This window comes from Sphingobacterium athyrii (genome assembly GCF_003071065.1).
Lineage (GTDB): Bacteria > Bacteroidota > Bacteroidia > Sphingobacteriales > Sphingobacteriaceae > Sphingobacterium > Sphingobacterium athyrii.
On record NZ_QCXX01000007.1, the window covers coordinates 229,363 to 255,334 of the forward strand.

At 40.6% G+C, this 25,972-nt stretch carries 28 protein-coding genes and 1 other RNA gene; 10 read left to right on the forward strand and 19 right to left on the reverse strand.

The window, feature by feature from the left end; genetic code table 11:
• Window positions 1–112: 112 nt before the first annotated feature.
• Entirely contained in the window at window positions 113–1,276 is a 1,164-nt protein-coding gene (locus DCO56_RS22500; protein ID WP_241254918.1) for a glycosyltransferase, read from the forward strand.
• Window positions 1,277–1,297: 21 nt separating this feature from the next.
• The gene (gene rsmG / locus DCO56_RS22505) at window positions 1,298–1,936 is read left to right on the forward strand and encodes a 16S rRNA (guanine(527)-N(7))-methyltransferase RsmG (RefSeq protein WP_181390646.1); all 639 of its coding nucleotides are present in this window, start codon (window positions 1,298–1,300) and stop codon (window positions 1,934–1,936) included.
• Here the strand turns inward: rsmG and DCO56_RS22510 are convergent, their stop codons facing one another.
• Together DCO56_RS22510 and DCO56_RS22515 are read right to left on the reverse strand one after the other, a co-directional pair.
• On the reverse strand, window positions 1,937–2,533 hold the full coding sequence (locus tag DCO56_RS22510; RefSeq protein ID WP_108635976.1) for a hypothetical protein: 597 nt from the start codon (window positions 2,531–2,533) through the stop codon (window positions 1,937–1,939).
• A 68-nt stretch (window positions 2,534–2,601) separates the two neighbouring features.
• Window positions 2,602–2,835: a hypothetical protein gene (locus tag DCO56_RS22515; protein ID WP_108635977.1), complete on the reverse strand. Its 234-nt coding sequence runs from the start codon at window positions 2,833–2,835 to the stop codon at window positions 2,602–2,604.
• Window positions 2,836–3,157: 322 nt separating this feature from the next.
• On the opposite strand from DCO56_RS22515, the gene dprA reads away from it, so the two are divergent.
• The 5 genes from dprA (at window position 3,158) to accD (ending at window position 7,382) form a co-directional block, all read left to right on the forward strand.
• Entirely contained in the window at window positions 3,158–4,270 is a 1,113-nt protein-coding gene (dprA, locus tag DCO56_RS22520; RefSeq protein ID WP_108636112.1) for a DNA-processing protein DprA, read from the forward strand.
• A gap of 88 nt (window positions 4,271–4,358) precedes the next feature.
• Complete coding sequence (locus DCO56_RS22525) at window positions 4,359–5,861, forward strand: MFS transporter (RefSeq protein ID WP_108635978.1); 1,503 nt, start codon at window positions 4,359–4,361, stop codon at window positions 5,859–5,861.
• Window positions 5,854–6,081, forward strand: a complete 228-nt coding sequence (locus tag DCO56_RS22530; protein WP_108635979.1) for a DUF6814 family protein — start codon at window positions 5,854–5,856, stop codon at window positions 6,079–6,081. The genes DCO56_RS22525 and DCO56_RS22530 overlap by 8 nt, the downstream gene beginning before the upstream one ends.
• 150 nt (window positions 6,082–6,231) lie before the next feature.
• Window positions 6,232–6,329, forward strand: an RNA gene (gene ffs / locus DCO56_RS22535) — signal recognition particle sRNA small type.
• Between the two features lie 210 nt (window positions 6,330–6,539).
• The gene (gene accD, locus DCO56_RS22540; protein WP_108635980.1) at window positions 6,540–7,382 is read left to right on the forward strand and encodes an acetyl-CoA carboxylase, carboxyltransferase subunit beta; all 843 of its coding nucleotides are present in this window, start codon (window positions 6,540–6,542) and stop codon (window positions 7,380–7,382) included.
• Between the two features lie 83 nt (window positions 7,383–7,465).
• Here the strand turns inward: accD and DCO56_RS22545 are convergent, their stop codons facing one another.
• A complete protein-coding gene (locus DCO56_RS22545; RefSeq protein WP_108635981.1) occupies window positions 7,466–7,801 on the reverse strand; it encodes a hypothetical protein in 336 nt (111 codons plus the stop codon).
• A gap of 252 nt (window positions 7,802–8,053) precedes the next feature.
• On the opposite strand from DCO56_RS22545, the gene DCO56_RS22550 reads away from it, so the two are divergent.
• Window positions 8,054–8,389, forward strand: a complete 336-nt coding sequence (locus tag DCO56_RS22550; RefSeq protein WP_077437903.1) for a MerR family transcriptional regulator — start codon at window positions 8,054–8,056, stop codon at window positions 8,387–8,389.
• Between the two features lie 61 nt (window positions 8,390–8,450).
• On the opposite strand, the gene DCO56_RS22555 is transcribed toward DCO56_RS22550, so the two are convergent.
• Together DCO56_RS22555 and DCO56_RS22560 are read right to left on the reverse strand one after the other, a co-directional pair.
• Window positions 8,451–8,945: a metallophosphoesterase family protein gene (locus DCO56_RS22555; protein WP_108635982.1), complete on the reverse strand. Its 495-nt coding sequence runs from the start codon at window positions 8,943–8,945 to the stop codon at window positions 8,451–8,453.
• 3 nt (window positions 8,946–8,948) lie between these two features.
• On the reverse strand, window positions 8,949–9,656 hold the full coding sequence (locus tag DCO56_RS22560) for a tRNA1(Val) (adenine(37)-N6)-methyltransferase (RefSeq protein ID WP_108635983.1): 708 nt from the start codon (window positions 9,654–9,656) through the stop codon (window positions 8,949–8,951).
• A gap of 94 nt (window positions 9,657–9,750) precedes the next feature.
• On the opposite strand from DCO56_RS22560, the gene DCO56_RS22565 reads away from it, so the two are divergent.
• Window positions 9,751–10,896 carry a hypothetical protein gene (locus tag DCO56_RS22565; RefSeq protein WP_146191117.1) on the forward strand — a complete coding sequence of 382 codons (1,146 nt, stop codon included), beginning with the start codon at window positions 9,751–9,753 and terminating at the stop codon, window positions 10,894–10,896.
• 96 nt (window positions 10,897–10,992) lie between these two features.
• Here DCO56_RS22565 and mutS read toward each other — a convergent pair whose 3' ends face one another.
• Window positions 10,993–13,599 carry a DNA mismatch repair protein MutS gene (gene mutS / locus DCO56_RS22570; RefSeq protein ID WP_108635985.1) on the reverse strand — a complete coding sequence of 869 codons (2,607 nt, stop codon included), beginning with the start codon at window positions 13,597–13,599 and terminating at the stop codon, window positions 10,993–10,995.
• 136 nt (window positions 13,600–13,735) lie between these two features.
• Here mutS and mtgA point away from each other — a divergent pair, with 136 nt between their 5' ends.
• Complete coding sequence (mtgA, locus tag DCO56_RS22575; protein WP_108635986.1) at window positions 13,736–14,500, forward strand: monofunctional biosynthetic peptidoglycan transglycosylase; 765 nt, start codon at window positions 13,736–13,738, stop codon at window positions 14,498–14,500.
• Window positions 14,501–14,666: 166 nt separating this feature from the next.
• On the opposite strand, the gene DCO56_RS22580 is transcribed toward mtgA, so the two are convergent.
• The 13 genes from DCO56_RS22580 to DCO56_RS22640 form a co-directional block, all read right to left on the reverse strand.
• A complete protein-coding gene (locus DCO56_RS22580) occupies window positions 14,667–15,122 on the reverse strand; it encodes an ABC transporter ATPase (protein WP_104384994.1) in 456 nt (151 codons plus the stop codon).
• Window positions 15,123–15,142: 20 nt separating this feature from the next.
• Complete coding sequence (locus DCO56_RS22585) at window positions 15,143–15,688, reverse strand: DUF420 domain-containing protein (protein WP_108635987.1); 546 nt, start codon at window positions 15,686–15,688, stop codon at window positions 15,143–15,145.
• Window positions 15,689–15,692: 4 nt separating this feature from the next.
• Window positions 15,693–16,427 carry an SCO family protein gene (locus tag DCO56_RS22590; RefSeq protein WP_108635988.1) on the reverse strand — a complete coding sequence of 245 codons (735 nt, stop codon included), beginning with the start codon at window positions 16,425–16,427 and terminating at the stop codon, window positions 15,693–15,695.
• A 12-nt stretch (window positions 16,428–16,439) separates the two neighbouring features.
• On the reverse strand, window positions 16,440–16,817 hold the full coding sequence (locus DCO56_RS22595) for a cytochrome C oxidase subunit IV family protein (RefSeq protein WP_077437911.1): 378 nt from the start codon (window positions 16,815–16,817) through the stop codon (window positions 16,440–16,442).
• Between the two features lie 27 nt (window positions 16,818–16,844).
• The gene (locus DCO56_RS22600; RefSeq protein ID WP_108635989.1) at window positions 16,845–17,579 is read right to left on the reverse strand and encodes a cytochrome c oxidase subunit 3; all 735 of its coding nucleotides are present in this window, start codon (window positions 17,577–17,579) and stop codon (window positions 16,845–16,847) included.
• Between the two features lie 9 nt (window positions 17,580–17,588).
• On the reverse strand, window positions 17,589–18,170 hold the full coding sequence (locus DCO56_RS22605) for a cytochrome c oxidase subunit 3 (RefSeq protein ID WP_108635990.1): 582 nt from the start codon (window positions 18,168–18,170) through the stop codon (window positions 17,589–17,591).
• Window positions 18,170–19,075, reverse strand: coding sequence for a heme o synthase (cyoE, locus tag DCO56_RS22610; RefSeq protein WP_108635991.1), 906 nt, complete (start codon window positions 19,073–19,075; stop codon window positions 18,170–18,172). Before cyoE ends, DCO56_RS22605 begins: the two co-directional genes overlap by 1 nt.
• 73 nt (window positions 19,076–19,148) lie before the next feature.
• A complete protein-coding gene (locus DCO56_RS22615; protein ID WP_108635992.1) occupies window positions 19,149–20,192 on the reverse strand; it encodes a COX15/CtaA family protein in 1,044 nt (347 codons plus the stop codon).
• Between the two features lie 80 nt (window positions 20,193–20,272).
• Window positions 20,273–22,144, reverse strand: a complete 1,872-nt coding sequence (locus tag DCO56_RS22620; RefSeq protein WP_181390647.1) for a cytochrome c oxidase subunit I — start codon at window positions 22,142–22,144, stop codon at window positions 20,273–20,275.
• A 28-nt stretch (window positions 22,145–22,172) separates the two neighbouring features.
• Window positions 22,173–23,510, reverse strand: coding sequence for a cytochrome c oxidase subunit II (locus tag DCO56_RS22625; protein ID WP_108635994.1), 1,338 nt, complete (start codon window positions 23,508–23,510; stop codon window positions 22,173–22,175).
• A gap of 43 nt (window positions 23,511–23,553) precedes the next feature.
• Window positions 23,554–24,789 (reverse strand): quinol:cytochrome C oxidoreductase, encoded by a 1,236-nt coding sequence (locus DCO56_RS22630; protein WP_108635995.1) that lies wholly within the window; start codon window positions 24,787–24,789, stop codon window positions 23,554–23,556.
• 19 nt (window positions 24,790–24,808) lie between these two features.
• Window positions 24,809–25,324: a c-type cytochrome gene (locus DCO56_RS22635; RefSeq protein ID WP_313533445.1), complete on the reverse strand. Its 516-nt coding sequence runs from the start codon at window positions 25,322–25,324 to the stop codon at window positions 24,809–24,811.
• 106 nt (window positions 25,325–25,430) lie between these two features.
• Entirely contained in the window at window positions 25,431–25,967 is a 537-nt protein-coding gene (locus tag DCO56_RS22640) for a DUF3341 domain-containing protein (protein WP_108635997.1), read from the reverse strand.
• Between the last annotated feature and the right edge of the window lie 5 nt (window positions 25,968–25,972).

Consider the following 25,972-nt stretch of genomic DNA (forward strand, 5'->3'; position numbering starts at 1 on the left):
GTATGTTTACGCCCGTCCTTTCCTAAAATATGTTGCAAAAATACTACAAAAAGATTTGCAAACAGGATGTTTCAGGAATAAATTATCATTTTCCTTTATAAAAAGATTATGAATGCGCTTATCTTTGTGGGCTATGCTTGACCTACATGTATTTTTGGCCAATCTTCCATATATTATATTTGGAATATTAGGTCTTTTCCTATTGGCACAATTATATTACATCTTATTTGTTTACAGCAAATTAAGTAGGTACCAAATTGAAGCTTATCAAGAGGGAACGGATCTCCCGGCAATATCTGTTATTATCTGCGCGCACAATGAGCAGGATAATCTGCGTGAATACTTGCCCAGTATCCTTGAGCAAGATTATCCCAATTTTGAGGTTATTGTTGTCAACGATTTTTCAACCGACGAAACACCATGGATACTCCAGGAATTTGATGAGCAATATGCCCATTTAAAAATTGTCGATATCAAAGAGCATATCCGATTGAAGCATGGCAAAAAATTCGCGGTAAGTATGGGGATCAAGGCTTCAAAACATCAGACTTTGGTATTTACCGATGCAGATTGTGCTCCTCAATCTAATCAGTGGTTGAAAGAGGTTGCATCGGCTTTTAGGCCGGAGACCGAAATCGTATTGGGCTATTCGCCTTATTTTAAAAAAAGAAGCTTACTCAATTTGCTGATTCGGTTTGAAACGAGCCATACCGCAATGAGCTATTTATCCTATGCGCTCAAAGGAGACGCCTATATGGGCGTTGGCCGAAACATGGCCTACAAAAAAGATCTCTTCTTTCGCAACAAAGGATTCGCAGCCCACATGCATGTCAAATCCGGTGACGACGATCTTTTTGTCAACCAAAATGCCACCGCAACCAATGTCAATATCGTCCTCGCACCAAGCGCTATTGTCTACTCGGCTCCCAAAACAACCTGGAAAAGCTATTATAAACAGAAAGCAAGACATTCGGGAGCCTCCACCATTTATAAAAAACGTCACCAGCGCATGCTGGGTACACAGCTGGTATCCGCGGCATTGTTTTACCTAACCTTGATTGCTGTTGCGATTGCTTTTCCTACGTTCTGGTACGTTCCGCTTACAGCTTACCTGCTCAGACTATTCGCCCAATGGGCCGTTTTTTCATCTATTTACAGGAAACTCGAAGTGAAAGAACTGATTTGGTGGCTTCCGCTGGTAGACTTCATCTACTATTTCTATATTTGTATCAATGGTTTGTTCAGCCGAAAAAAGAAAAAAATAAGCTGGAAATAATTCACCCCTTTAAAAAATCACATGTTGAATCCTACAGTCGATATCATATACTCCTATTTTCCGAAATTAACGGATATACAAAAAGAACAGTTTGCCAAACTTGCAGACCTCTATACTTTTTGGAATAGTCAGATCAATGTAATTTCACGTAAGGACATTGATAGCCTATATCTTCATCACGTATTACATTCATTGGGCATCGCCAAATTTGTTCAGGAGTTGACTCCGGGAACACAGATTTTGGATGTCGGTACCGGCGGTGGATTTCCGGGCATCCCCATGGCGATCCTTTTTCCGGACGTCAAATTCCACTTAGTCGATTCGATCGGAAAAAAAATCAAGGTAGTCCGTGAAGTCGCCGCGGGATTAGGCCTTAAAAATGTTGAAGCCGACCATATTCGCGCAGAACAATTGGACGACAAATATGATTTTGTCATCTCGCGGGCAGTAACCAGACTTGGAGAATTCACTCCCTGGATCCGAAACAAATTCGCAAAGAAAGATAAAAACGGAATTCCGAACGGAATTCTTTATCTAAAAGGTGGTGACCTGAGCGAAGAAATCAAAGAATCCAAACTAAAAGCTGAATTGTACCCGCTCTCGGGCTACTTTAAGGAAGAGTTTTTTGACACAAAATATTTGGTATACGTACCGATGTAATCAAAGTTTAGCATTATCCATAGGCAGTTGGAGCCGCCTGTGGATAATGGTTACAGAATCCAGGTAATATTTTAAGCACTTATTCATATAAGCTATCTTTTCATAGCGATCATTTTCATAAAACCAGGTTAAAGAAGGCTCATAGTATATCCTAAATTTATTCAACGAATCTCCCGACAACTTACTGTATTCCTTCGTCAACGCATACCACTCCTCACGAATTAAATCCTGTTGGTAAGTTTTTTCAAACTCACGTTGAAGTTTCCTCGCATTCCGCCCTTTTCGGCTGAATTTATTGTAAAGTTTGTTAAGATTGACAGCGATCCCTCCTTGATGTGGCAATGTGACCATATTCTTGGTATCGCCCCAAAAATAGATAGATTTATATTCTTCTTTTTTTTTGTCCAGTTTCTCCTTGGCCGAAAGGTTTTCACGAATGATCTTAGCCGTATCCAGTTTAAGCGTATCTTTTCCATTCTTCTTCACGGTATCCTGCAAAATAATCTCTTTAGGTAGCGCAAAGACCTGCCGATCAAAGGCCAAATAGATGCAAAGAGCGATTAAAAATAAGAAACCAATACGTGCCATATCTATCATTGATTATCCTAAAATAATCAACGTCAGATAAGAGCAAAATAATTTTAACGATCTTTAACTTATAAGAATTATTGGCTAAGCTCTTTTTTGATTTCCTCCCCGATCAGGTTAATCTCTTCATCCATTCCAAACATCGGCAATTCGGTTTCAGGATTTAGTTTTAGCCAAGTGGTATCGGTATCCTTTATAATTTTCACATATTCCATTCCATCTTTAAAGATCACATAGGCATCTTCCTCTTCCGGAAAGACAGAATAAATTATATCGCCCAATTCTATATCAAAAGGTTCTTTCATTTCCATACTAAAAATATTGTTAATTCAACAAAGCTACCAAATCAAAACATTCTTCCCAAAAACAGCCTCAAATTGTTCCCCCAAAAGGAACGATTCTGAAATCAAAACGCTCATCTATACGATAGCGCAAATGCGGTTCCAGAACTCAATTTATCAACAATCAATGATCGTGCGATACACGACCAGCAATACGATCTCCGAGCTAGGGCTTATCAGTGGAAACAGCACCGCTAATGTTTGCGGAAAATGGCCACAAAATCAAATGATTAATTCTAATGAAAAGCGCTACAAGATTTATAATTTTTCACTATATTTAAAGTACCCAATTATGAAATTAATCTATCCCATAGCTTTGACTAAGATCAAGGGCATTGGCCCTAGAACAGCGCGTAATATCATGGATCATTGCGACAACTTAGCGGATTTCTTCTCTTACTCAAAAAAAGAACTGATGCAGATCCCGGGGGTGAAGGCATCTATCGCCGATGCTGTCCTTAACAAAACTTACCTGTCAGCCTGCGAAAAGGAACTTGCTTTTATCGACAAACATCAGATTAAAGCGCTATGGATCGAAGATAAGGAATACCCCGATAGACTAAAACAATGTGATGATGCCCCCCTCATGTTATACTACAAGGGAAATGATGTGCTCAACGCAACAAAAGTCATCAGCATCGTCGGGACAAGAAATGCGACACATTATGGGCAGAAAATATGCGAGGACCTAATCCGTGACTTAAATGAAGACCGGGACACGCTGATCGTCAGCGGACTAGCCTATGGCATTGATGCCCTGGCACACCGCAATGCCTTAAAAAATAATATCCCGACCGTTGCTGTACTGGCTCATGGACTGGATCGGATATACCCAGCATCTCATCGCGAACTCGCATCAAAAATGCTCGAAAATGGAGGACTATTAACCGAATTCACATCGGAGACCATACCGGAACGAGTCAATTTTCCAATGCGTAACCGCATCATCGCCGGGATGGCAGATGTTACTATCGTGGTAGAAGCAGCAATTAAGGGGGGCGCATTAATTACAGCCGAAATAGCGAATAGTTATAACAGAGACGTATGTGCCTTTCCGGGATCCATATACGAGAAGAGCAGCGAAGGAACCAATTATCTGATCAAAACAAATCGCGCCCACATGATCAGACATGCAGAAGATCTCGCCTATGTCATGAATTGGGAAATCAGTAAAAAAAACGACGTAAACCAGCAGTTAGCCCTCCCATTGAGTTTGACTAAAGACCAGGAGAGCCTTTTCAATCTCATTCACCAAAACGGACAACTGGAACTTGATCAAATGATCAAGCTGCTCAACTGGCCGCAGAGTAAGCTGGCCCTGGTCTTATTGGAACTGGAAATGCAATCGCTGATCCGCTCGCTCCCCGGAAAAGTATATAAATCAGAGGGCAGTCTACAATGGTAACCAAATGAGTTATCCAATAAATACAAGAAAATAAATTCATTCAGATCAAATTCTATATTAAGCAAGCATAACACTAAACCGATTATTAATGAACGACAACAGCACAAAGAGCATCTGGAAAGTCATCGGCGCCTCATCCATGGGCACACTCATTGAGTGGTATGACTTTTTTATTTTTGGAAGTCTCTCCATCGTAATTTCAACGAAATTTTTTCCTGCCGACAATCCCACAGCGGCCTTTCTATCGACATTGGCTACCTTTGCCGCCGGATTTGTCGTACGCCCTTTTGGGGCATTGTTTTTTGGTCGCTTGGGCGATATCATCGGCCGCAAATACACCTTTATGGTAACACTGATGCTGATGGGTGGCGCGACCTTTCTGATTGGTTGTATTCCAAGTTACGAAACGATCGGTTTTTGGGCACCATTGATTGTTTTGATCCTACGGCTTTTGCAAGGACTCGCGCTGGGCGGCGAATATGGGGGTGCAGCGACTTATGTCGCCGAACATGCTCCTTTGGGGCAACGTGGCTATTGGACATCCTGGATACAGACTACTGCTACCTTCGGCTTATTTATCTCCCTTGTGGTGATTCTTTTAACCAAAAGCTTTCTGAGTGAGACGCAATTTGATAGCTGGGGATGGCGCGTTCCTTTCCTGCTCTCCTTAGTAATGGTATATGTTTCATACCTCATCCGTAAAAAAATGAAGGAATCACCTGAGTTTAGCAAAGCGAAAGCAGAAGGTAAGACAAGTACCAACCCGCTAAAAGAAAGTTTCGGAAATCGGTATAACCTCAAATTTGTTTTACTAGCCTTATTTGGTGCGGCGATGGGACAGGGAGTCGTTTGGTATACCGGTCAATTCTACTCCATGAGTTTCATGAAAACGGTCATGCACCTGCAATCCGATCAGGCAGATACCATTTTAGGTATTGCGTTATTGTTAGGCACTCCATTTTTTGTCGTTTTCGGATGGCTTAGTGACAAAGTTGGCCGCAAGTGGATTATGCTGGGTGGTATGCTCCTGGCGGTGCTAACCTATCGCCCTATTTACGAAGCGATGTATCAGCTATCAAATGTTCAGCAAAAAACCAAGCTCAACGAAACTACAGTACCTAGCTCCCAACAAAATTCTACCATCATTACGATCACAAAAAGCCAGTATGCCGATGGGACAGAAATGAGCAGTTCAAAAATCCAGCATCAAGAGGGCGAGCTTAAAGGAAAAGAAACGGTCAAAACAACCGTACATTTAACAGGCAAAAATTACATACTGCTCGTTGCCCTTATATTTATCCAGGTTATCTATATTACGATGGTTTACGGACCTATTGCAGCATTTTTAGTAGAACTATTTCCTGTAAAAATTCGATATACCTCCATGTCTTTGCCCTATCATGTGGGCAACGGTATATTTGGAGGGCTCCTTCCGGCAGTTTCCACTTACCTCACCACAAATGCAGAAGCCTCGAATACGCCACAGTTTTATTTGGCGGGATTAGGGTATCCTATCCTTATTGCTGCAGTCTGCTTTATTATCGGTAGTCTATACATCAACAACAAATCAACACCTCCGAACCATGAATAATCTGAAAAAACTTCTCGGTATAGTATGGATCATGCTAGCCATATACACGGCATATTTTTCCATTTTTGAATTGGCATTACCTAAGATTGCTACAGGACACCAAGAGGATCTGGTCTTTGGTATCATTATACTCTGTATCTTAACGCCGATCATTTCCCTCGGTTTGGGGCTGTTTGGCTACTATTCTTTGCTGGGCGAGTACGACAAAAAGAAGATGTAATGCATTAAAAAAGCAATCATGGCCATCTTAACGGATTATTTATACCAGTAAGATGGCCTTTTGAATAATTTATTCTGATGAGAATCAGTACAGTAGGAGAAAAAGGCATTTTTTCTTTCCTAAAACTATTTTTTTTTCTACTTTTGTGCTGGGTAAGTCTTCTACGACCAGCTCCCATTGACTCCCCCAGGTTGGGAACAAAGCAAGGGTATTTGGTTGAGCGGTGCGATAGAAGTAGCTTACCCTTTTTTTGTGCCCAAATTTTTGATCAGGGATCGTCCTCAACCCCAGCCGCCCCAATTTAGCCCGACAATATGCTCTCAAATCGCGTGTCTTATCCGCCGACCAGCATCCCTACCAAACGAAACAATTGATTTACTGCCCTTTACATTCAACACAATTATAATTGTATATAAAAGCATTTTTATCTAAGTTTGTAATCGAATAAGAACTATCGTATGAGTTGGTTTAAAAGAGAAAAAGCTGGTATTAGCACAGCTACCGCTAATAAAAAAGAAGCACCGGATGGCATGTGGAACAAGTGTCCCACGTGTAAAAAACCACTGTTGCATCTTGAACAAGTAGAAAACGACTATGTTTGTCAATATTGTGGCCATCATTTAAGAATTGGCTCCAAAGAATATTTTTCAATTTTATTTGACAATAACGAATTTACTGAACTATTCCCCAACCTAAATTCTGGTGACCCGCTGGAATTTTTCGATTCAAAACCATACCCTGAACGCTTAAAAGAAAGTCAAGCAAAAACAGGCCTTAAAGATGCGATACGCTCTGGTCACGGTAAAATGAATGGCCAGGATATTGTGATCGCTTGTATGGACTTTAGCTTTATCGGCGGATCGATGGGATCTGTCGTTGGAGAAAAAATCGCACGCTCCATTGATTACTGTATCGAGCATAAAATTCCTTTTATGCTGATCTCAAAATCAGGTGGTGCACGTATGATGGAAGCCGCATTCTCTTTGATGCAAATGGCAAAAACTTCAGCCAAATTAGCATTACTGGCACAAGCAGGACTTCCTTACGTATGTCTATTGACCGACCCGACCACCGGCGGAGTAACAGCCTCTTATGCCATGCTAGGCGATGTTAATATTGCTGAACCCGGCGCGTTGATCGGATTTGCCGGCCCTCGTGTTATTAAAGAAACAATCAAAAAAGACCTTCCTAAAGGATTCCAGACATCTGAGTTTGTACTTGAACATGGATTCTTGGATTTTATCGTTGACCGTAGACAATTAAAAGACAAAGTGGCCACTTATCTCAAATTAGTCGGATAAAACGTAAAATTTAAATATACAAAAAGGCTCTTAACATGTTTTAAGAGCCTTTTTTATGCAATCTAAATGCTTGATCGAGTCAATTATATGTATTGCCAAAATGCCCAGATCTTTCTTTTGGATAAGTAGGCAGGATCATCTTCGTGACGATAAGCTTCCCGTTCAAAGGAAATCTGGTGGTAAGCTTTGTCAAAATCGTGAAAACGGGCAAAGCGAACCACAAATTCACATAAATACCAGAGATAAAAAAACACAATCCCCAGTTCCAGGGCTTGCCGCAAGTGGATACGCTCGTGGCGGATCAGCTCCTTGTTATCTTTAAAAAATGCATGTTTCAGAAATATAATCGGAAAAATAGTAATTGCATCGGCTTTCCCAAAAGAGAATAAATTTGTCCAAAATTTGCTAACGATAATCATCCGATCTGTCCATATAGGTTTCAACGTCAGTCAAACTTAGCTAATTTAGTCCTTATTTACAATGCGCATCCTAGCGCCACAACAACTTGCCATGTCCCAACCCCAAAGCGGCTAAGACCATATATAGATCAGAACTTCAATTACCGGCTCTCTTTCACCGCTTTGTTTCCCGGCTACCTAAAATAAGAAACCGCAAAATTTCTTTTTGAATTGGAATTTTTATTAAGTTTGCTATAGATTAATTGCGATGATATGCCGTACAAAGAGCGTGAAATAAATAAATTGTATTATACAATGGGGGAAGTTACAGAGATGTTTGATGTAAATGCATCCCAGATACGTTTTTATGAGCGTGAGTTTGACATTCTTCAACCCAAGAAAAATAAAAAGGGCAACCGACTCTTTACGCAGGAAGATATCGCAAACCTCAAAATCATCTTCAATCTGGTAAAAGAAAAAGGATATACGCTACAAGGTGCAAGAGATTATCTCCGTGACAACAAATCCGAGGCAAAAGAAAATCAACGTGTTGTGGATTCTTTAGAACGCCTGAAGAGCTTCTTGCTGGAAGTACGTGACTCGTTATAGGAATATCTGTGTATCCATCTTAAGGCCATCGTCGTAGCACGCCCCTTTAGAGATTGATGGACTATCTCCCCTTGAGCTCAATCACTTCAAGGTTTTCAATCTTATCCTTATTGATCTCAAAGCGCATAAGCGTTCTTACTTTATGCCAACCATGTTTGCCTGCAGCACCTGGATTGAGATGAAGACAACGGATTTTCGGGTCAAAAACAACCTTGAGGATATGGGAGTGCCCGGTGATAAACAATTTTGGCGGATCAGCCAATAGGCCGGCCTTGATTCGAGGAGCATACTTCCCCGGATAGCCCCCAATATGGGTTATAAAAACCTCCACCTCCTCACAGGTAAATCTTAAATCTTCAGGAAAACGCAAACGAAGATCTTTTCCGTCAATATTTCCGTACACCCCACGCAAAGGTTTAAAAGCTTCTAGTTGGTCCGCAATAGCAGCGTCACCGAAATCCCCGGCATGCCAAATCTCATCGCAATCAGCAAAGTACTTGAATACAGATTCATCTAAATAGGAATGTGTATCCGAAAGAAGTCCAATTTTTGTCATAGTCTAGAAAGCTAAAAAATAAGGCGCCAAAGCATTCTTGTACGATTCCGAGTAAACGCCCCTGGATTTATAAATCACAAATTCACGTCGGTCAACCATCGCCGTTGGCATACGTTCAAAAGTGACGATCTTTCGAATCACGGGATCCCCAACGAATGAGCTTATTTCAATTTCAGCGGTACGATACAAGCGATGTTCCACTGCCAATGCCATTACCGTTTCCGCGAGTTGTGTAGGGAGAATCAGAACAATTTTACCTTTAGAAGTTAAATACGACGATGCGAACTGTAGTAATTCCCGAAAAAAGTCCAGGTCCGTATGTCGGGCTAATTTCTTCCGGACATCTGGATTATGCAGTGAATCTGTATAAAAAGGAGGATTTGATACAATCAGATCGTAGGGATCGCTTATTTGTAAGTGTTGAAAAGCAGTCGCATGCAATACGAGCCGATCCTTAAAAATCGAATTATTAAAATTTCTGCTCGCCATCGCTGCTGCAAGTTCATCTATCTCCACGGCCTCCACCTGGCTATCAATCATCCGTTGAGCCAACATAAGTGCGATCACACCTGTGCCCGTACCGACATCCAGCATCCGCCTCGCACCATCCGTATCGACCAATGATGCCAACAATACGCCATCTGTATTGATCTTCATCGCACAATTGGATTGATCAACTTCAAATTGTTTAAATCGAAATATAGACGCCATGAGCCAAAGATAAAACTTTTGAGATGTTTGCCACAAATAAGGAAGACATCATTCAATTTATTTATTAATTTAGTCCCTGATAAATCTATAAGCCATGATGATCCGTCAGTTCATTTTTGCAGTATTTGCTTTCATTTGCTTTCTTGCCCCACAAAAAACTCAGGCACAAGAAACATGCGAAAAACATACAGCAGAGATCCTTCCCTTAATAACAGGAGCGTTGAACAACAATGAGTTCGACAAAATTGCCCCCTTATTGAATACCTTACAGGCCAGCTGTGGTGTAACGGAATTCGGCCAACGCTTACGCATTCTTCTACTCATTATCGACAAAAAGGATAGTGGTACAGAAATAGAACGTTATATCGGTAATCAATTGGACAAGACATTTGTTCAACGTTTAGATGCTGCTGACCGGGGCGACTTCGCCCAGCAATACGAACAAAATAAATCGATATACAATTTCTTTCCCCTGCGGCATCCTTTGGACAATTTAATCAAGATAAGAGCCCGGGCGCTGCTCTCTTCAACTAACTACAGTCTCAATGATCGTGAAAGAGATATTCTTCATTTGTTTGCCGATACCGATAGCCCCGAAGATGAACCGGCACCTCAAAATACCGAACAACCGAAGAGTCGTCCTCAAGTCTACGGAAACAGAAGTAGATCCAAACTGGGCTATGTTCCCCTCATCGGTGTGATGAGTCCTCTTGGAGGCGCAAACAAGATTTTTGGAACAAATTTCATGTTTGGATTTATGCTTATGAGTTCATTGGAACGCAAATTTATATTCGAGGGTGGTTTCAACGTGCGGATCAATTCAAATGATAAAAATATCGCCTACAATTATGAAGGATCCGATGTTACGGTCAATTCTTCCGCAACAGGATTTATCGGAGGTTCCGTGGGCTATAAAATTTTTGACAACGAAAAATGCATCCTAATTCCCAAAGGCATAATAGGGATAGATATTACGGATACGGGCATCACGGAAAGCGTCTATTCAGACGGATATTATGACCCGGACGGTTACTATTATGACGGCGGTTACAACGATCGCATGGTAACCATTAACAATGTTCACCTAGGCTTGGGGTTTTCCTCTCTTTTTCAGATGAAAAACAAGAAATATGTTGGAATTGAGGTGGCTTACCACTATGCTCCCTATGATGCGAGTAGCAAGGTCCTGACACCGATACAGTCGAATTACGGAACTGCAGCGTTCTTCTTCAGGTTCTAATTCACTTTATCATCCGTTCCACCATTTGAATCTCTTTTCCTCCTGTTGAAGCAGATCCTTGGGATCCACGTGCAGCATAAGCCAATCTGTTTTTATCTAATTTTTTAGCAAACGCTGAATTTCGTCTAATTTCATCAAGGCTTCCACAGGAGTAAGTGAGTTAACATCCAAGTTGTTCAACATGTCGCGGATTTTATTCAGAACCGGATCATCTATAGAAAACATCTGCAACTGATAGGCCTGTTTCTGAATCTTACGCATGCTATCTTTAATCTGCTCCCCCCCTGTACGCTCCTGTTCCAATCGTTTCAAAATTTGATTGGCACGGTTCAACAGCTTCGGCGGCATTCCCGCGAGCTTGGCAACATGAATACCAAAACTATGTTCGGACCCTCCGGGTACGAGCTTACGCAAAAAGATCACCTTATTATTGACCTCCTTTACCGTAACATTGTAATTTTTTATGCGCTCAAGCGAGGTTGACAGTTCATTCAATTCATGATAATGTGTCGCAAAGAGAGTCTTCGCTTTGGCAGCAGGATGATTATGTAAATATTCTGCTATTGCCCAAGCGATCGAAATTCCATCGTAGGTACTTGTCCCACGTCCAATTTCATCCAAAAGGATCAGACTTCGATCCGAAAGGTTATTCATGATACTGGCGGTTTCATTCATCTCCACCATAAATGTAGACTCTCCGGAAGACAAATTATCCGAAGCCCCTACTCTGGTAAATATTTTATCGACAAGACCTATTTTGGCTTCTTTGGCAGGTACAAAACAACCAATCTGCGCCATCAGGACAATTAGCCCTGTCTGACGGAGCAAAGCTGACTTACCCGCCATATTCGGACCGGTGATAATAATAATCTGCTGCGCTTTGGGGTCGAGATAGGTGTCGTTGGTAATATAATCTTCACCAATCGGCAGATTTTTTTCGATAACAGGATGCCGTCCACCTTTTATATCCAAAATCTTGCTGTCACTCACCTCCGGTTTGACGTAATAGTTCTTTTCTGCGACAATGGCAAAATTAAGTAGCACGTCCAGCTTGGCAATAAGCTGTGCATTCAGTTGAATCGGCTTGATATATTCTGCAATAGCAACCAATAGTTCAGCATAGAGTCTATTTTCCAATGCCTGGATCTTTTCTTCGGCTCCAAGAATCTGCTCTTCATATTCTTTCAGTTCCTCTGTGATATATCGTTCCGCATTGACCAAGGTTTGCTTGCGGATCCACTCCGTTGGAACTTTGTCCTTATGTGTATTCGTTACTTCAAGATAGTAACCAAATACATTGTTGAATGCGATCTTTAGGGACGGGATACCCGTCAGTTCAGCTTCTCTTTTTTGAATTTCCAACAAATAATCTTTACCGCCAAAAGAAATCTTACGCAGGCGATCCAATTCAGCATCAACTCCCGCAGCAATGACGTTGCCCTTATTGATGGCCACAGGCGGTTCAGCCTGTATTTGTTGTTCTATTCGTTCTCGAATAGCGGCACAGGCATCCAATTGATCGGATATCAGGGCCAGTGATTGCGCGTCCTTACGATCGGTCAGTTCCTTGAGTTTTTCAATGGCATGTAAAGCACGTTTCAATTGAACAATCTCTCTCGGATTGGCCTTTTGAAGCCCGATCTTTGATATCAATCGTTCCAGGTCACCAACTTGTTTAATCTGCCCGATCAGCTCGTCCCGCAGTTCACGGTTATTAAAAAAGAAATCCACAACGTCCAAACGTTCCTGAATACCCTTTTTATCTTTCAATGGCATGACGATCCAACGCTTCAAAAGCCGTGCGCCCATTGGACTTGCTGTATGATCGAGGACATCTGACAGTGTAACTGCATTTTCGTTCATGGATCCGATCAGTTCCAGATTGCGGATCGTAAATCGGTCCAGCCACATAAACCGGTCCTCTTCAATGCGGGAAAGTGTCGATATATGTTGTAGGTTGCGGTGTTCCGTTTCATTGAGGTAATGCAGGGCAACCCCCGCCGCAACGATGCCTGCTGACATCCGCTCCACGCCAAAGCCTTTCAACGATGCAACTTCAAAGTGCTTTAACAAAGCCTCGGTCGCATAGTCACCAGTATAGGGCCACTCATCCAAAAAATAAGTATAATAGTGTGCTCCGAACTGCTCGATAAAATCCTTGCTTTGTTTTTTGGGTAAAATGATTTCAGTCGGCTTGAAACCCTGAAGCAATTTATCTATATAGGATGTGCTTCCTTGAGCAACAAGAAATTCACCAGTAGAAATATCCAGAAAAGCAATACCGATCTTGTCTTTATCTGTAAAAATAGAGGCTAGATAATTATTCGATTTCTGCTGAACAATGTTATCATTGTAAGAGACTCCAGGAGTAACCAATTCCGTGACGCCACGTTTAACGATCGTTTTGGTTGTTTTGGGATCCTCCAGCTGATCACAGATTGCTACCCGTTGACCTGCACGCACCAATTTAGGGAGATAAGTTTCCAGCGAGTGATGTGGAAAACCCGCCAACGCCGTTTCGGATTCCGAACCATTCCCTCGTTTCGTCAAAACGATACCCAAAATTTGAGCCGCCTTGATTGCATCCTCACCAAATGTCTCGTAAAAATCGCCAACACGGAACAACAATAATGCACCAGGATACTTAATCTTGATCGCATTATACTGTTGCATCAACGGAGTTACTTTCTTTTCTTTTGCCAACTTCTAAAATCAAATTTGTGAAGCGTAAAAATAGGATAATATCGTCGCTTTGGCAAACAATACCCTCAACTTCTCGATAAAATCATTTCCATTAAACAAGAATATACGCTAAGTTTGTATCCGAAAAAATTTAGTCATGGCCATCAAAAGATCTGGTAAGCAAAATACAGCCAGCAAACAAAAAAATACCTTTAAGAAAGTTTCCTTCAATCCATTGAAGTCTATCAAATCACCCGTTCTGCGCATCATAAGCAGAGTCGTCCTCTATTTTATTGGCATCAGCCTTTTTTGGGTAATAAGCTTACGTTTTATTAACCCACCTATTACCTGGCTGATGATTCAACGTGGCTTTGAACTCAAGGAACAGGGTAAAGGGTTTAAACTGGAAAAAAACTGGTTGAGTTACGACGAACTTTCGGACAATTTAAAGCTAGCGGCCATTGCTGGTGAAGATGCCCATTTTATGACCCACTGGGGTTTCGACCTCAAGGGCATCCAAAATGCCATCAAAAAAAATGCGCAGGGTAAAAAACTGCGCGGCGGAAGTACAATCAGTCAGCAGGTTGCCAAAAACGTCTTTCTCTGGCCAGGTCGCTCTTGGTTAAGAAAAGGATTTGAAACCTACTTCACGGTACTCATTGAAACCTTCTGGAGTAAAAAACGTATTCTTGAAGTCTATCTCAATGTCATTGAAATGGGACAGGGAGTTTATGGAGCAGATGCAGCTGCTGAATACTATTTTAGCAAAACCGGAAGCAATCTGTCCAAAAAACAAGCGGCATTGATTATCGCAATCCTGCCAAATCCCCGCGAATGGGATGCGCGTAATCCTTCTTCTTATGTCAACAGAAGAGCAAATGCAATTGCAAAGTATATGCATCATTATACCATTCCGGAATAGGAATACCCGGATTGGATCTTAGCGTTAAATTTGGAGATTTCAGTGATCTGGCGCAACAACGGATGGAATGCAGATCAATTCCTTTATTATACAGCTCACTACGATCTCGTAACACCATAAAAAAACGCCATTGATGAAATGGCGTTTTTTTTATACCCTCTTTTCGTTATGCAAATAATCTTTTGTGCCAGCTCTCTTTAAAAGGAACCACCCAAGCGTTATCCAATTGATGCTCGTAAGTAATTGTATTATCAAACACGAGTGTGTTATCATTTATTTCACCTGCGGCCAATAATCTTTCAAAACCTGAACGGTTGACTACCGCGACGCCGCTCGCCGATTTATACGCAAATTGCATACGATCGAAGAGTTGTACCCCGTACTTTTCTTCTATACCTTTCAGAAAACGAACCGAACTATCTACAGAGCAACCTGAAGCCGCAGCAATATCCTCATCAACCTTTAGAATAATAAAAAGGTTGTCGCGCAGTTCAGCAGAGGCAGACAAGGGCTTACCATGCACTTTCCACTGCTCAGCAAAAGCCGATAGTTCAACTTCTATTTGTTGCCCCTCCTCAACCGTGAGGATGCGATCAGCTTGATATATCCAAATACGTTTCATAAGCACTCTCCTTTATTAAATTAACCTATATAATAGGGTGAAATCATCAAATAAACAATGACACCTGTCACTGCAACATAGAGCCACATGGGGTAAGTGATCCGTGCCAACTTTTTGTGTCGCGCATAAGATCCCGAAATACCTCTTACAAAAGTAAAAAGAACAAACGGTATGATTATAATAGACAAGAGAATATGTGTGATCAATATAAAGAAATAGATTGGTCTTAAAATTCCCTCTCCTCCATATTTTGTTTCAATAGATGTCATGTGATAGGCCACATACATTGCCAAAAAGGCTAAGGAACAGGCAATACAACATTTAATCAAACGTTCGTGCAAAGTTTTATTCCCCTTCTTTATTGCAGCTACCGCCCAAAATAACAACACCGCGGTTACTCCGTTGATCGTCGCATAAATCGGCGGCAGAAAAGTCAATGGCTTCACGTCATAACCTAGCTTTTGTAAATTCACAGTAAACAAAATAGCGACAACTATTGGAATCACAATAGACAGCAACCAAATCCACTTACTATACTTTTTTTCTTTAATAAGGCTCTCTTCCATAATGTTAAAATCTCTTTTGTTCTATTGTGGCTGGATGGTTTCGGATTTCTTCCACCAACAGTAACTTAATTTCGTCTTCAAGACGATCGACATCTGTCTTTACATTAATATCATACATGCCGCGAATCCGTCCTTTTGTGTCAAGCAAGAGATAATTCGAACCGATAATAAATGGCTTGTTCTTATCACTGTTTACCAACGCATCCTGTAATAAACTCTCTTTGGCAAATTTAAAGATATCGACATTAGGATCTGTCACAAAAAACCAGGATTTAGTCCAAGGTTTGTAAACTTTTACGTATTTCGTCAGAACCCCCGGCGTATCGTACGCAGTATCCACGGTGATCGAATACAGTTTTACCTTTTTATTATGAATAAAGCGATTGGCAATCTGATCCAGCTTCTTCACCATCATTCGCGACAATGAAGCATCTCTTGAATACATCAAATGTACCACGGACAAGGTCGTATCACTATCCATTAGGCGCACAGGCTTGCCGTCATAATTCACAAAATCAACGGGCGGAACGGTATGATAAATGGTATCGGGAATATCACGTCCCCATTTACGGTGTGTTGTTCCGGGAACCTCCTTTTTACCGAAAATAGGTAAGGAAACGTAGCTATTGGAACCACTTTTATTTAGTATAAAATATAAAAATCCTGGCAATAAAAGAATTACTGCCAGGATCAATATAGTTTTAATACCTTTCTTTTGTCCAGTATTATTATTATCCATTATTCACTTTATCTATTTATTTGGAAACAATTGATGCTCCTGAAAAGCACCAGCCAAGAAACCTCCCTCAACTAGCATCAGGACGATAAAATAAATAATAAAAATAAAGACTATTGATACTGTAACGATGAAACTCGATTTTTCAAATTTTAAGTGCATAAAGAATGCAACGATATAATATGCTTTAACCAAAGTTAAAACGATATAAATAGTATTTACCAATGCACCTTTGGCTAAAATTTGCCAGTGGTGAACAAAACCTAATGCAATTAAGAACTCTAGACAAGTAAGCGCCAAAAGTACGCCAAATACTCTCCAGATGGCTTTCTTATCCATCCCACCTTCGTGAGCATGCTCTCCGTGAGCGATATTATCTTGATATTGTGACATAGCGATCTAAAATTAATAATACAGTGATTAGATTAAGTAGAAGAATGTAAATACGAATACCCACACCAAATCCACAAAGTGCCAATATAAACCTACTTTTTCAATCATTAAATAAGAACCACGATTTTCAAAAGTATTATTCAACGTCATGCAAAGAATGATGATGTTTAATATAATACCTACAGTAACGTGGAAACCGTGGAAACCTGTAATCGTGAAGAACAAGTTTGCAAATTGCAAGGCCGACGTATAGGAAATATCGTGTGTAAAGTATGGCAACAACGCGGTTTTAATCGCATCACCTTCTAAACCTGTAGCTGGATTTTTACCAAACCAGAAACCCATGTGGTGTAAGTGAGTCCACTCGATAGCCTGACAACCTACGAAACAGATACCTCCCAAAATTGTCCATAGCATCCATTTAACAACTTCATTTTTTTGATTACGGTGACCAGCTTCAACGGCCAAAACCATCGTTACCGAAGACATAATCAAGATAAAGGTCATCAAACCTACGAATACCAAAGGTTGACCATGCTCCGCAATACCCGGGATAGATTGGAAAATCTTATCAGGATCTGGCCAAGTTGGGTGAGAAAAGCGTTGTGCGCCGTAATAAACCAAAAATGCAGAAAATGTGAAGGCATCCCCTACCAAGAAAAACCACATCATGATTTTTCCATACTCTAAGTTCCAAGGTGATTTTCCACCATTCCATGGACCAGTTTTTACCTTATCCAATTGCGATACTGTTGTACTCATTGTTTACTATTATTGATTCAAAAGTAAGAAAACATATATATAAATCCATAAAAGATCGAGAAAATGCCAAAAAATACTGGCAAGATCCATGCGGAAAAGATTGCCGTCCTTAGGAAGTTTGTTAACTCCTATAATCGCGCCAATCAAAACGATCAAACCCGCAATAATATGTGCCAAGTGCATCCAAATAAAAACGTAAATAAACGATTGGGATGCATTGTTATTCACAAAATAAACACCTCTTTCGATTAATACGTTCCAAGCATGTACCTGTAACGCAAAAAATACGATACCCAAAACAAAAGTGACCATCAACAATGCCTTTTGTTTGGAAGAATCACCATTTTTAGCAGCTTTATGTGCTAAAAACATCGTAAGACTACTTACCGCAATCACAATTGTACTATACAACAGTGCATTTGGTAATAGGGTCTTGATCCCTTTGTCCACGCCACTCGCTGTATATACAATGAAACCACTGGATAACGCAGCAAACATCATGAACATACCCAGCATACCCAACCAAAGGTTGAATTTCTGAGCTTTTCTCTGTACTAACTTCTCGTCAGTCTGTGCCTGTATATCTAACATTATTTCAAAGGAATAAAGTTAAGCAATAATACGAGTTGTGTAACAGGTAAATAGATGAAAGATGTAAACATAACTTTCTTTGCCGAAGGAATATCACAATTCCTAAAAAGCAAATAGCCATAATACCCAAACATCAATCCACCAATGACGGACACTATCGTAAACCAAATTCCACCAAAGCCAAAATAATAAGGTATAAATCCAGCAGGAATCATTAACAATCCTGTAATGAATACCATAAAGGCCGATATCTTATCACGTTTTGTAGTTGGTAACAACCTAAAACCAGCCAATTTATAGTCATCATCCACAACCCAGGCGATTGCCCAGAAATGTGGAAACTGCCATAAAAACTGAATCGCGAACAAAACAAAGGGAATAATAATAATCGCGGCTTCGTTGTGTCCACTGTAATAGGCAAGATCATCCTGTGAAAAGGCTGCATAATAACCAATTAATGGTGGAAATGCGCCCGGAAAGGCCCCTACAAAAACGGCTATTGGTGATTTTCTTTTTAAAGGTGTATAGATGAATGCATAAAGTAGGATACAAAATACCGACAATAAGCCCGCCACAAAATTTAAGCGAACCAATACCAAGGTACCCAGTATGCCCATAAAGACGCTCAATACCAAAGCTTGACCAGTTGTCATCCGACCGGAAGGTAACGGTCTATCCTCCGTACGTTTCATCAATTTGTCCAGATCTTTTTCGATGATCTCGTTAAAACCATTGGCAGAACCTGTTACCAGAAAACCGCCTACAGTCAACAACAACCAATTGATCCAGAAAATTTCACCCTGTTGTTTTGATCCTATCAGAAAAGCTATTGAGGCGGAGAATACCACCGTCAACGTAAGTCTTAACTTAACGAGCTTTTTAAAATCTGAAATAAATTCTTTCATAATTAAAAGAGACCTCCTACTACCAGTGTATTCAAACACATAGTTTTTAACATAAACATCTCGAATTTCAAAATTAATGCCTCTGCTTATTTAACAGCAACAACAGATAAAATTGAGCACCAAACAAAAGTGTCCCAATAACCAAGTGTGTTGTCTGCGCAAATGCCGGTATTGCAAATCGAGCTAAGATAATTCCTGATAGCATTTGGATACCCACGAGGATCAATGCGATTAAAGCAAATTTAAACTGCTTAGATCCTGTATTGAAACTTGTGCGGACCAAAAAGAATAATACAATAACTAAAATCAAAGAACAATATGCCAACCATCGATGCACTTCAAATTGTTGGCCAATAGCTGTTATAAAATCGGCACGGGCAATGTTGGAACCAGTCAATAGATCAACTTCCTCCCGAACACCCGTTCCGACGATCACTTGCGTTAACATCAATAATATCGATGCCAATGCCAGAACTTTCAATACGCTTAAAGAACGATTAACCAATATGGTCTTATCACGTAAAGTAACTGCTTTAAAGTAAGTGTATATACTAATACAAACAATTACAAGCGCCAAGAGCATATGTACAGTGATAATCCATGGCATCAAATTAGTCGATACGACGATCGAACCCAACCAAGCCTGAATAACCACAACAAAAAGATTAATCACTGACCAAACAACGATCGAACTTTTTGATTTTATATATGTGAAGGAATAAATGGCGGTAAACAATAAACAAAATCCGGAAATAACACCTACCAAACGATTGATATACTCCGTCCAGGTCTTCGCAACATTAAATTCCTCATGCTGCAAAATACTTTTGTCGGTACGAAGCTTGTAAGCCATTTCCTTATCACCAAAAAATTCTACAATCTTGGCGAAACGTTCATTCTTCTTTGCTCTTCCTTCAATATAATGTTGTTCATATCCTTGTGGTAATTGGGAAATATCTGTGGGTGGAATAATACGGTTAAAACATTTTGGCCAATCTGGACATCCCATGCCTGAACCTGTACTCCGTACAACACCCCCAGCAATAATGACCATGAATAATACGATAATCGTAATAAAATTGGTCTTTATAAATCGCTTTTCAGCAGCTGGAAACATAATACTACCCCTACCTCTTAAAATACAAACTTGTATAAAATAGAGTAGGTACAAGCCCTACTCTATTTCATTAAATCTTATTAGTCTTTTCTACCATTCTGCGCATTCCATTCTGCCTGGATACGCTCAGCTTCCTCGTCTCCTTCAAAATCATGAGGCAAATTCGAGCTCATTGTTTCAGAGAAAGGAACATCTTGAGGAATGAAATCCTCACCATGACCTGGCTTACTGTAATCGTAAGGCCAACGGTGTACTGTTGGAATTTCTCCCGGCCAGTTACCGTGAATATGCTCTACCGGAGTAGTCCATTCCAAGGTGTTTGATTGCCAAGGATTTTGTGTGGCCTTCTTACCGAAGAAGATCGAGTAAAAGAAGTTCCATAAAAATGCAACTTGTCCCAAAGCAGCAATGATAGCCGCCCAAGTAACCAATTGATTCACAGATACCCATTTTGCCATGAAAGCAAACTCAGTAAATGCATAGTAACGACGTGGCACACCATCAATACCCATAAAGTGCATTGGGAAGAATACCAGGTAAGCACCGATGAAAGTCAACCAAAAGTGTAAATAACCCAATTTCGTATTCATCATACGACCAAACATTTTAGGGTACCAGTGGTAGACCCCACAAAGCATACCGAAAATGGAAGCAGATCCCATTACCAAGTGGAAGTGGGCTACAACGAAATACGTATCGTGCAAGTTGATATCCAATGCTGCATTACCCAAAAACAATCCTGTCAAACCACCGGAGATAAAGAAAGATACCAAACCGATAGCAAACATCATTGCCGGCGTAAAGCGGATATTACCTTTCCATAATGTTGCAAGGTAGTTGAATGCCTTAACAGCCGAAGGAACGGCAATAATCAACGTTGTGATCATAAATACACCACCTAAGAACGGATTCATACCTGTCACAAACATATGGTGACCCCATACGATAAATGACAACACGGTGATACCGATCAACGAGTAAACCATGGCGTGGTAACCGAAAATTGGTTTACGTGAGTTTGTAGCAATAACCTCAGAAGTCAAACCTAATGCAGGCATAACTACGATATATACCTCTGGGTGACCCAAGAACCAGAACAAGTGCTGGAACAAAATTGGAGAACCACCTTCATTAGGTAAAATCTGTCCTTGTACAACCAGATCAGACAAATAGAATGACGTACCAGCGGCACGGTCAAAAATCAAAAGAACCACTGCAGATACCAAGACTGGGAATGACAACATACCCACGATTGCAGTTAAGAAGAATGCCCAGATTGTCAAAGGCATTTTCCATAGATCCATACCTTTTGTACGCATGTTCAAAATCGTACTTACGTAGTTGATACCACCGATCAACTGTGAAGCGACGAATAGAACCATACTCACCAACCATAAAGTCATACCAGTCGCAGATCCAGCGATTGCTGTTGGTACAGCCGATAATGGTGGATAGATTGTCCAACCAGCAGAAGCAGGTCCGCTCTCTACAAAGAAAGAAGCGATCATGATTACTGATGCAATGAAGAACAACCAGTAGGATAACATATTCATAAAAGGCGACGCCATATCGCGCGCACCGATTTGATATGGAATCAATAAGTTACTGAATGTACCCGATAGACCCGCTGTCAACACGAAGAATACCATGACAGTACCGTGGATCGTCACCAAGGAAAGGAAAAACTCCGGCTTAATACGGCCACCCTCAGCCCATTTGCCCAAGAATACTTCTAATATAGGGAATTCTTTATCCGGCCATGCTAACTGGATACGGAATAATACTGATAAAAGCATCGCAAAAACTGCCATGATGATACCAGTGATCAAGAATTGCTTGGCAATCATCTTGTGGTCACCAGAAAAGATATACTTTCTGATGAATGATTCCTCGTGATGATGTCCGTGCGAATCGTGATGTTCAGCGCTATGCGATATTACTGTACTTGACATATTCGATTTTATATTCAAAAATTCTTAATTAGTTCAAAGATGCTGTAACTTGTACGCTATCCTTTTTTACGTCAGCCGTTTTACCACTGAATTCCTTTTGTAGGTCTTCAGTAAAATATTTGTTTTGTTTAGCTAACCACTCTTTATATTGTGCCTCAGTTACAACAACCACTTTCTTTTGCATGTTCCAGTGAGCAGATCCACAGATCTTGTTACATAACATCACAAAATCATAGTTGTAGTCTCCCAAACGATCACGCATTTCTTCTGTTGTTACAGTAGGTGTGAATTGGAAGTAGTTGGTCATTCCGGGTACCGCATTGATTTGAACACGGAAATCTGGAATAAAGAAAGAGTGAATAATATCTTTTGAAACGATATGGAAACGAACTGGTTTGTTTACAGGTAACCAAATCTCAGAACCTTGAATATCATCCCATGAATTTTTATCATTAAAATCGATCCCGTAAGGATTTGTTGGTGTCGTCATTTTGTAATTACGTTTACCAATAACGCCATCTGTACCAGGGTAACGTACATTCCATTGGAACTGCTCACCCAATACTTCAATTTGTAATGCAGATTTTTGAAGATCCTCTGGAACATTTGTAATCGATCTCCAAGTAAAGAAACCGAACAATACCAATACGGTCAAAACCACAGCCGGAACAATTGTCCAAAGCTTCTCAATTGCATTGTTATGCGGATAATAATAGGCTTGACGTTTTGCACGCATGCGGTACAAGAATGTAAAAGTCAACAACAAAATATGTGTGATAACCAATACAAATGTTGTAATTGCCGTTGTGATGATAAACATGGTATCAATACGTTCACCATGTTCTGTCACCGCAGACCGCCAATATGCGGCTCCCCAATGTACGTATGACCAGTAGACACCGTAAAGAAATACAACCAAGAAGACAAACAACAATGCCGATTGGAATGTGTTATTCGCAAAAGGATTGTATCTACCGTTCATTTTTCGTGTCAATTCGTAGATCGAAAGTACCTTGCCAATAACGGCAACGATTGTACAAATGACTAAGAACAATAACACATAGTATGTGAAGTTTTTATAAACCTGAGGGTCTATTTGCTTCACTTCTTCAACAGCAGGAGCAGCTGCGCTAGCCTCTGTAGTAGAGCTAGCAGATGCAACAGCAGCAGCACCTGCTGCCGCTGTTGTATCTTTTGCAACCGAATCCGTTGCTGCAGGGGCAGCTAACGCTGTAGTCGCCACTTTAGCAGAATCAGATGCTACTGTATCTTGTTGACTTGCAAGAATAGGATTTGCAAAAAGCAGCCCTAGTGCAAGCACAAAACCCGAGATGGATTTGAATCTATTATTTAATTTAAAGCTCATTTCTTTTATAACGTTTTTACGTAACCTTCCTTTAAAAGTGAAACTATATCTGGTGATGTAAACTCTCATCCAAGAAAGGATGATTTTTAGGCACCAAGGCTTGTTTGCTTAATTTACTCATCACTAAAAAGATGAACAAACCTAAGAAACCAAGTGCAGTTCCGATTTCAATGATACCAAATCCTCTATGTTCAGCAACAGTACCGGGCATAACCATGATATAATAATCAAGCCAGTGACCTGCCAACAATAGGATCGCTACGAACAACATAACATTTTGTTTACGTTTAGCATCGCGATCTACCAATATAAGCAATGGAGACACAAAGTTAATGATAATACTCAACCAAAACCAAGGTTTGTATTCAGGTTCCCAACGTTTGTAGAAATAAACTGTTTCCTCAGGAATGTTCGAATACCAAATCAACATGAATTGTGCAAACCAAACATAAGTCCAGAAGATGGAGAAACCAAACATCAATTTACCCAAATCGTGTAAATGATTTTCGTTCACCCAGTTCATATAACCAGCTTTCTTCAATACAACAACGATAATCGTGATACATGAAATACCACTCACCCACATTGCTGCGAAGTTATACCATCCGAACATCGTAGAAAACCAGTGTGCCTCTAGGGACATGATCGTATCGAATGCCCAAATTGGTGTTGTAAATCCAAAGATAACCAAGAAGATTGCCGACAATTTGAATGACTTTTTGTAAGATGTCAAACCGCCTTCTAAATCCTCTTTATAAGAAAGTTTCGCAAGGACAACGGCAAAAATACTATAGATACCCATGAATACAATTTGACGAGTCAAAAAGAAAGGTACATTTAAGTAAGCTGATTTTCCTTCGATAATAGGGTCATAATTTGCATGATTGGGGTCTAAAAGACCATCTGCATGCCAGTGATGATACAAGTTATGTGTAGTCAGACCTAAGCCCACTATAACTAGTAAGATCAAGGATGCAATTGGTAAAACACCTGCCATAGCCTGAGGTATACGTACCAGACCTGCAGACCATGCAGACTGTGTTACATATTGCAAGGCAACGAAGAATGCTCCAGCTGCGCATACACATGTAAAGTAATAACCCATCAATAACAAGTTGGCGTAAGTACGCTCTACAGTATGCGAATCGCCCGAAAGCAACCCGAAAGCTACAGCAGCTACGCCTAGTACAACAGCGATAATACTGAACATTTTAGCTTTGCCAGCAAACTCGTATCGCTCGTTGAAATTATAATCGTGATGATGACTGTGAGTTCCCATTTATATATCTGATGTTAGATTATTTCTTTTGTAATTCGTGAACATACATAACAACTTTCCATCTCTCTTCTGGAGACAATTGCGATGCATGCGATCCCATGGAGTTGTGTCCGTAATAAATCGTATGGTAGATTTTACCATCTGTCAAGTCAGCCATCAAACCACCTCTCGAAGAGTTTGCCGCATCCGTTCTATGATAAGACGGTGGCGGCGGAAAGTTCTCTAATTGACGGGTACCTCTAGAATCAGTTACACTACGATCTTTCGTCAGCGGTCCGTCACCTTTACCTTCCGGTCCGTGACATACCGAACAGTACGTGGTGAACAATGCCTTTCCTTTTTCAAGGTTTTCTGCATTGACAACCAAAGGATTTTTAACTTCCCGTCCCGCACGTTCGTACTCCTCTAATGTATTGGCATACTCGAAACGAGTGAATCCAACTGGATCGGTACCCTTTGGCGGAGTTTGCGCTGTTTTTCCATCAGCAAAATTCGCGTTGGGTTGATCCGGATTGAACGCAAGCGGATCGTACATGTTACGGGAAAATTCCAAACCTGTACTACGAGTTGTTTTATCACCACAAGAAGAAACAAGTGCTGTTAATGCTACAGCTGCGCATACAGTTCCAAGTAAATTCTTCTTATTCATAGCTAACATATTTTCTATCATTGTACTTAACTTCAACAGCACCCGCTTCTTTCAATAAACTATCGATCAAAGCGTGGTCTGCATTTTCTTTGGCATCTACTGCAAGGATGAAACGGTCATCTGTCGCTCTTAGGTCCATCACGCGAGGTGTACGTCCCGGGAACAAGTGGTTACGGAAGAAAAATGTAGCAACCATACCCAAAGCACACAATAAGATGGTAACCTCAAATGTTACAGGAACAAAGTTTGGCATTGCAAAAGATGGTTTACCACCAATATTCATTGGCCAATCGTATACCATGGTATAATACAATAAACTAAAACCTAATGTCGTTCCCAATGCTCCAAAGCAAAATGCTGCGATAGGCAAGCGAGAAGGTTTCACACCTAACTTCGCTTCGATACCGTGGATAGGCATCGGAGTAAAGCAGTCATAAATACTTATATTGTTTGCTTGCAACTTGTCGATCCCATGCATCATGTCATCCGGATCCGCAAAACTACCTAATATATATTTTGTATTGCTCATTGCTG

What these genes read in the sequence shown, in the direction of transcription:
- DCO56_RS22585 (WP_108635987.1), bottom strand. Translation starts at nt 15,688, where the DNA reads ATGGAAGAGAGCCTTATTAAAGAAAAAAAGTATAGTAAGTGGATTTGG.
- DCO56_RS22620 (WP_181390647.1), bottom strand. Translation starts at nt 22,144, where the DNA reads ATGTCAAGTACAGTAATATCGCATAGCGCTGAACATCACGATTCGCAC.
- DCO56_RS22635 (WP_313533445.1), bottom strand. Translation starts at nt 25,324, where the DNA reads ATGTACGATCCGCTTGCGTTCAATCCGGATCAACCCAACGCGAATTTT.
- DCO56_RS22615 (WP_108635992.1), bottom strand. Translation starts at nt 20,192, where the DNA reads ATGTTTCCAGCTGCTGAAAAGCGATTTATAAAGACCAATTTTATTACG.
- mtgA (WP_108635986.1), top strand. Translation starts at nt 13,736, where the DNA reads ATGGCCATCAAAAGATCTGGTAAGCAAAATACAGCCAGCAAACAAAAA.
- DCO56_RS22580 (WP_104384994.1), bottom strand. Translation starts at nt 15,122, where the DNA reads ATGAAACGTATTTGGATATATCAAGCTGATCGCATCCTCACGGTTGAG.
- DCO56_RS22510 (WP_108635976.1), bottom strand. Translation starts at nt 2,533, where the DNA reads ATGATAGATATGGCACGTATTGGTTTCTTATTTTTAATCGCTCTTTGC.
- DCO56_RS22600 (WP_108635989.1), bottom strand. Translation starts at nt 17,579, where the DNA reads ATGAGTACAACAGTATCGCAATTGGATAAGGTAAAAACTGGTCCATGG.
- DCO56_RS22560 (WP_108635983.1), bottom strand. Translation starts at nt 9,656, where the DNA reads ATGGCGTCTATATTTCGATTTAAACAATTTGAAGTTGATCAATCCAAT.
- DCO56_RS22605 (WP_108635990.1), bottom strand. Translation starts at nt 18,170, where the DNA reads ATGTTAGATATACAGGCACAGACTGACGAGAAGTTAGTACAGAGAAAA.
- rsmG (WP_181390646.1), top strand. Translation starts at nt 1,298, where the DNA reads ATGTTGAATCCTACAGTCGATATCATATACTCCTATTTTCCGAAATTA.
- DCO56_RS22630 (WP_108635995.1), bottom strand. Translation starts at nt 24,789, where the DNA reads ATGGGAACTCACAGTCATCATCACGATTATAATTTCAACGAGCGATAC.
- DCO56_RS22550 (WP_077437903.1), top strand. Translation starts at nt 8,054, where the DNA reads ATGCCGTACAAAGAGCGTGAAATAAATAAATTGTATTATACAATGGGG.
- DCO56_RS22640 (WP_108635997.1), bottom strand. Translation starts at nt 25,967, where the DNA reads ATGAGCAATACAAAATATATATTAGGTAGTTTTGCGGATCCGGATGAC.
- DCO56_RS22595 (WP_077437911.1), bottom strand. Translation starts at nt 16,817, where the DNA reads ATGTCACAATATCAAGATAATATCGCTCACGGAGAGCATGCTCACGAA.
- DCO56_RS22545 (WP_108635981.1), bottom strand. Translation starts at nt 7,801, where the DNA reads ATGATTATCGTTAGCAAATTTTGGACAAATTTATTCTCTTTTGGGAAA.
- accD (WP_108635980.1), top strand. Translation starts at nt 6,540, where the DNA reads ATGAGTTGGTTTAAAAGAGAAAAAGCTGGTATTAGCACAGCTACCGCT.
- dprA (WP_108636112.1), top strand. Translation starts at nt 3,158, where the DNA reads ATGAAATTAATCTATCCCATAGCTTTGACTAAGATCAAGGGCATTGGC.
- DCO56_RS22525 (WP_108635978.1), top strand. Translation starts at nt 4,359, where the DNA reads ATGAACGACAACAGCACAAAGAGCATCTGGAAAGTCATCGGCGCCTCA.
- DCO56_RS22625 (WP_108635994.1), bottom strand. Translation starts at nt 23,510, where the DNA reads ATGAGCTTTAAATTAAATAATAGATTCAAATCCATCTCGGGTTTTGTG.
- DCO56_RS22555 (WP_108635982.1), bottom strand. Translation starts at nt 8,945, where the DNA reads ATGACAAAAATTGGACTTCTTTCGGATACACATTCCTATTTAGATGAA.
- DCO56_RS22565 (WP_146191117.1), top strand. Translation starts at nt 9,751, where the DNA reads ATGATGATCCGTCAGTTCATTTTTGCAGTATTTGCTTTCATTTGCTTT.
- cyoE (WP_108635991.1), bottom strand. Translation starts at nt 19,075, where the DNA reads ATGAAAGAATTTATTTCAGATTTTAAAAAGCTCGTTAAGTTAAGACTT.
- DCO56_RS22500 (WP_241254918.1), top strand. Translation starts at nt 113, where the DNA reads ATGCGCTTATCTTTGTGGGCTATGCTTGACCTACATGTATTTTTGGCC.
- DCO56_RS22530 (WP_108635979.1), top strand. Translation starts at nt 5,854, where the DNA reads ATGAATAATCTGAAAAAACTTCTCGGTATAGTATGGATCATGCTAGCC.
- DCO56_RS22590 (WP_108635988.1), bottom strand. Translation starts at nt 16,427, where the DNA reads ATGGATAATAATAATACTGGACAAAAGAAAGGTATTAAAACTATATTG.
- DCO56_RS22515 (WP_108635977.1), bottom strand. Translation starts at nt 2,835, where the DNA reads ATGGAAATGAAAGAACCTTTTGATATAGAATTGGGCGATATAATTTAT.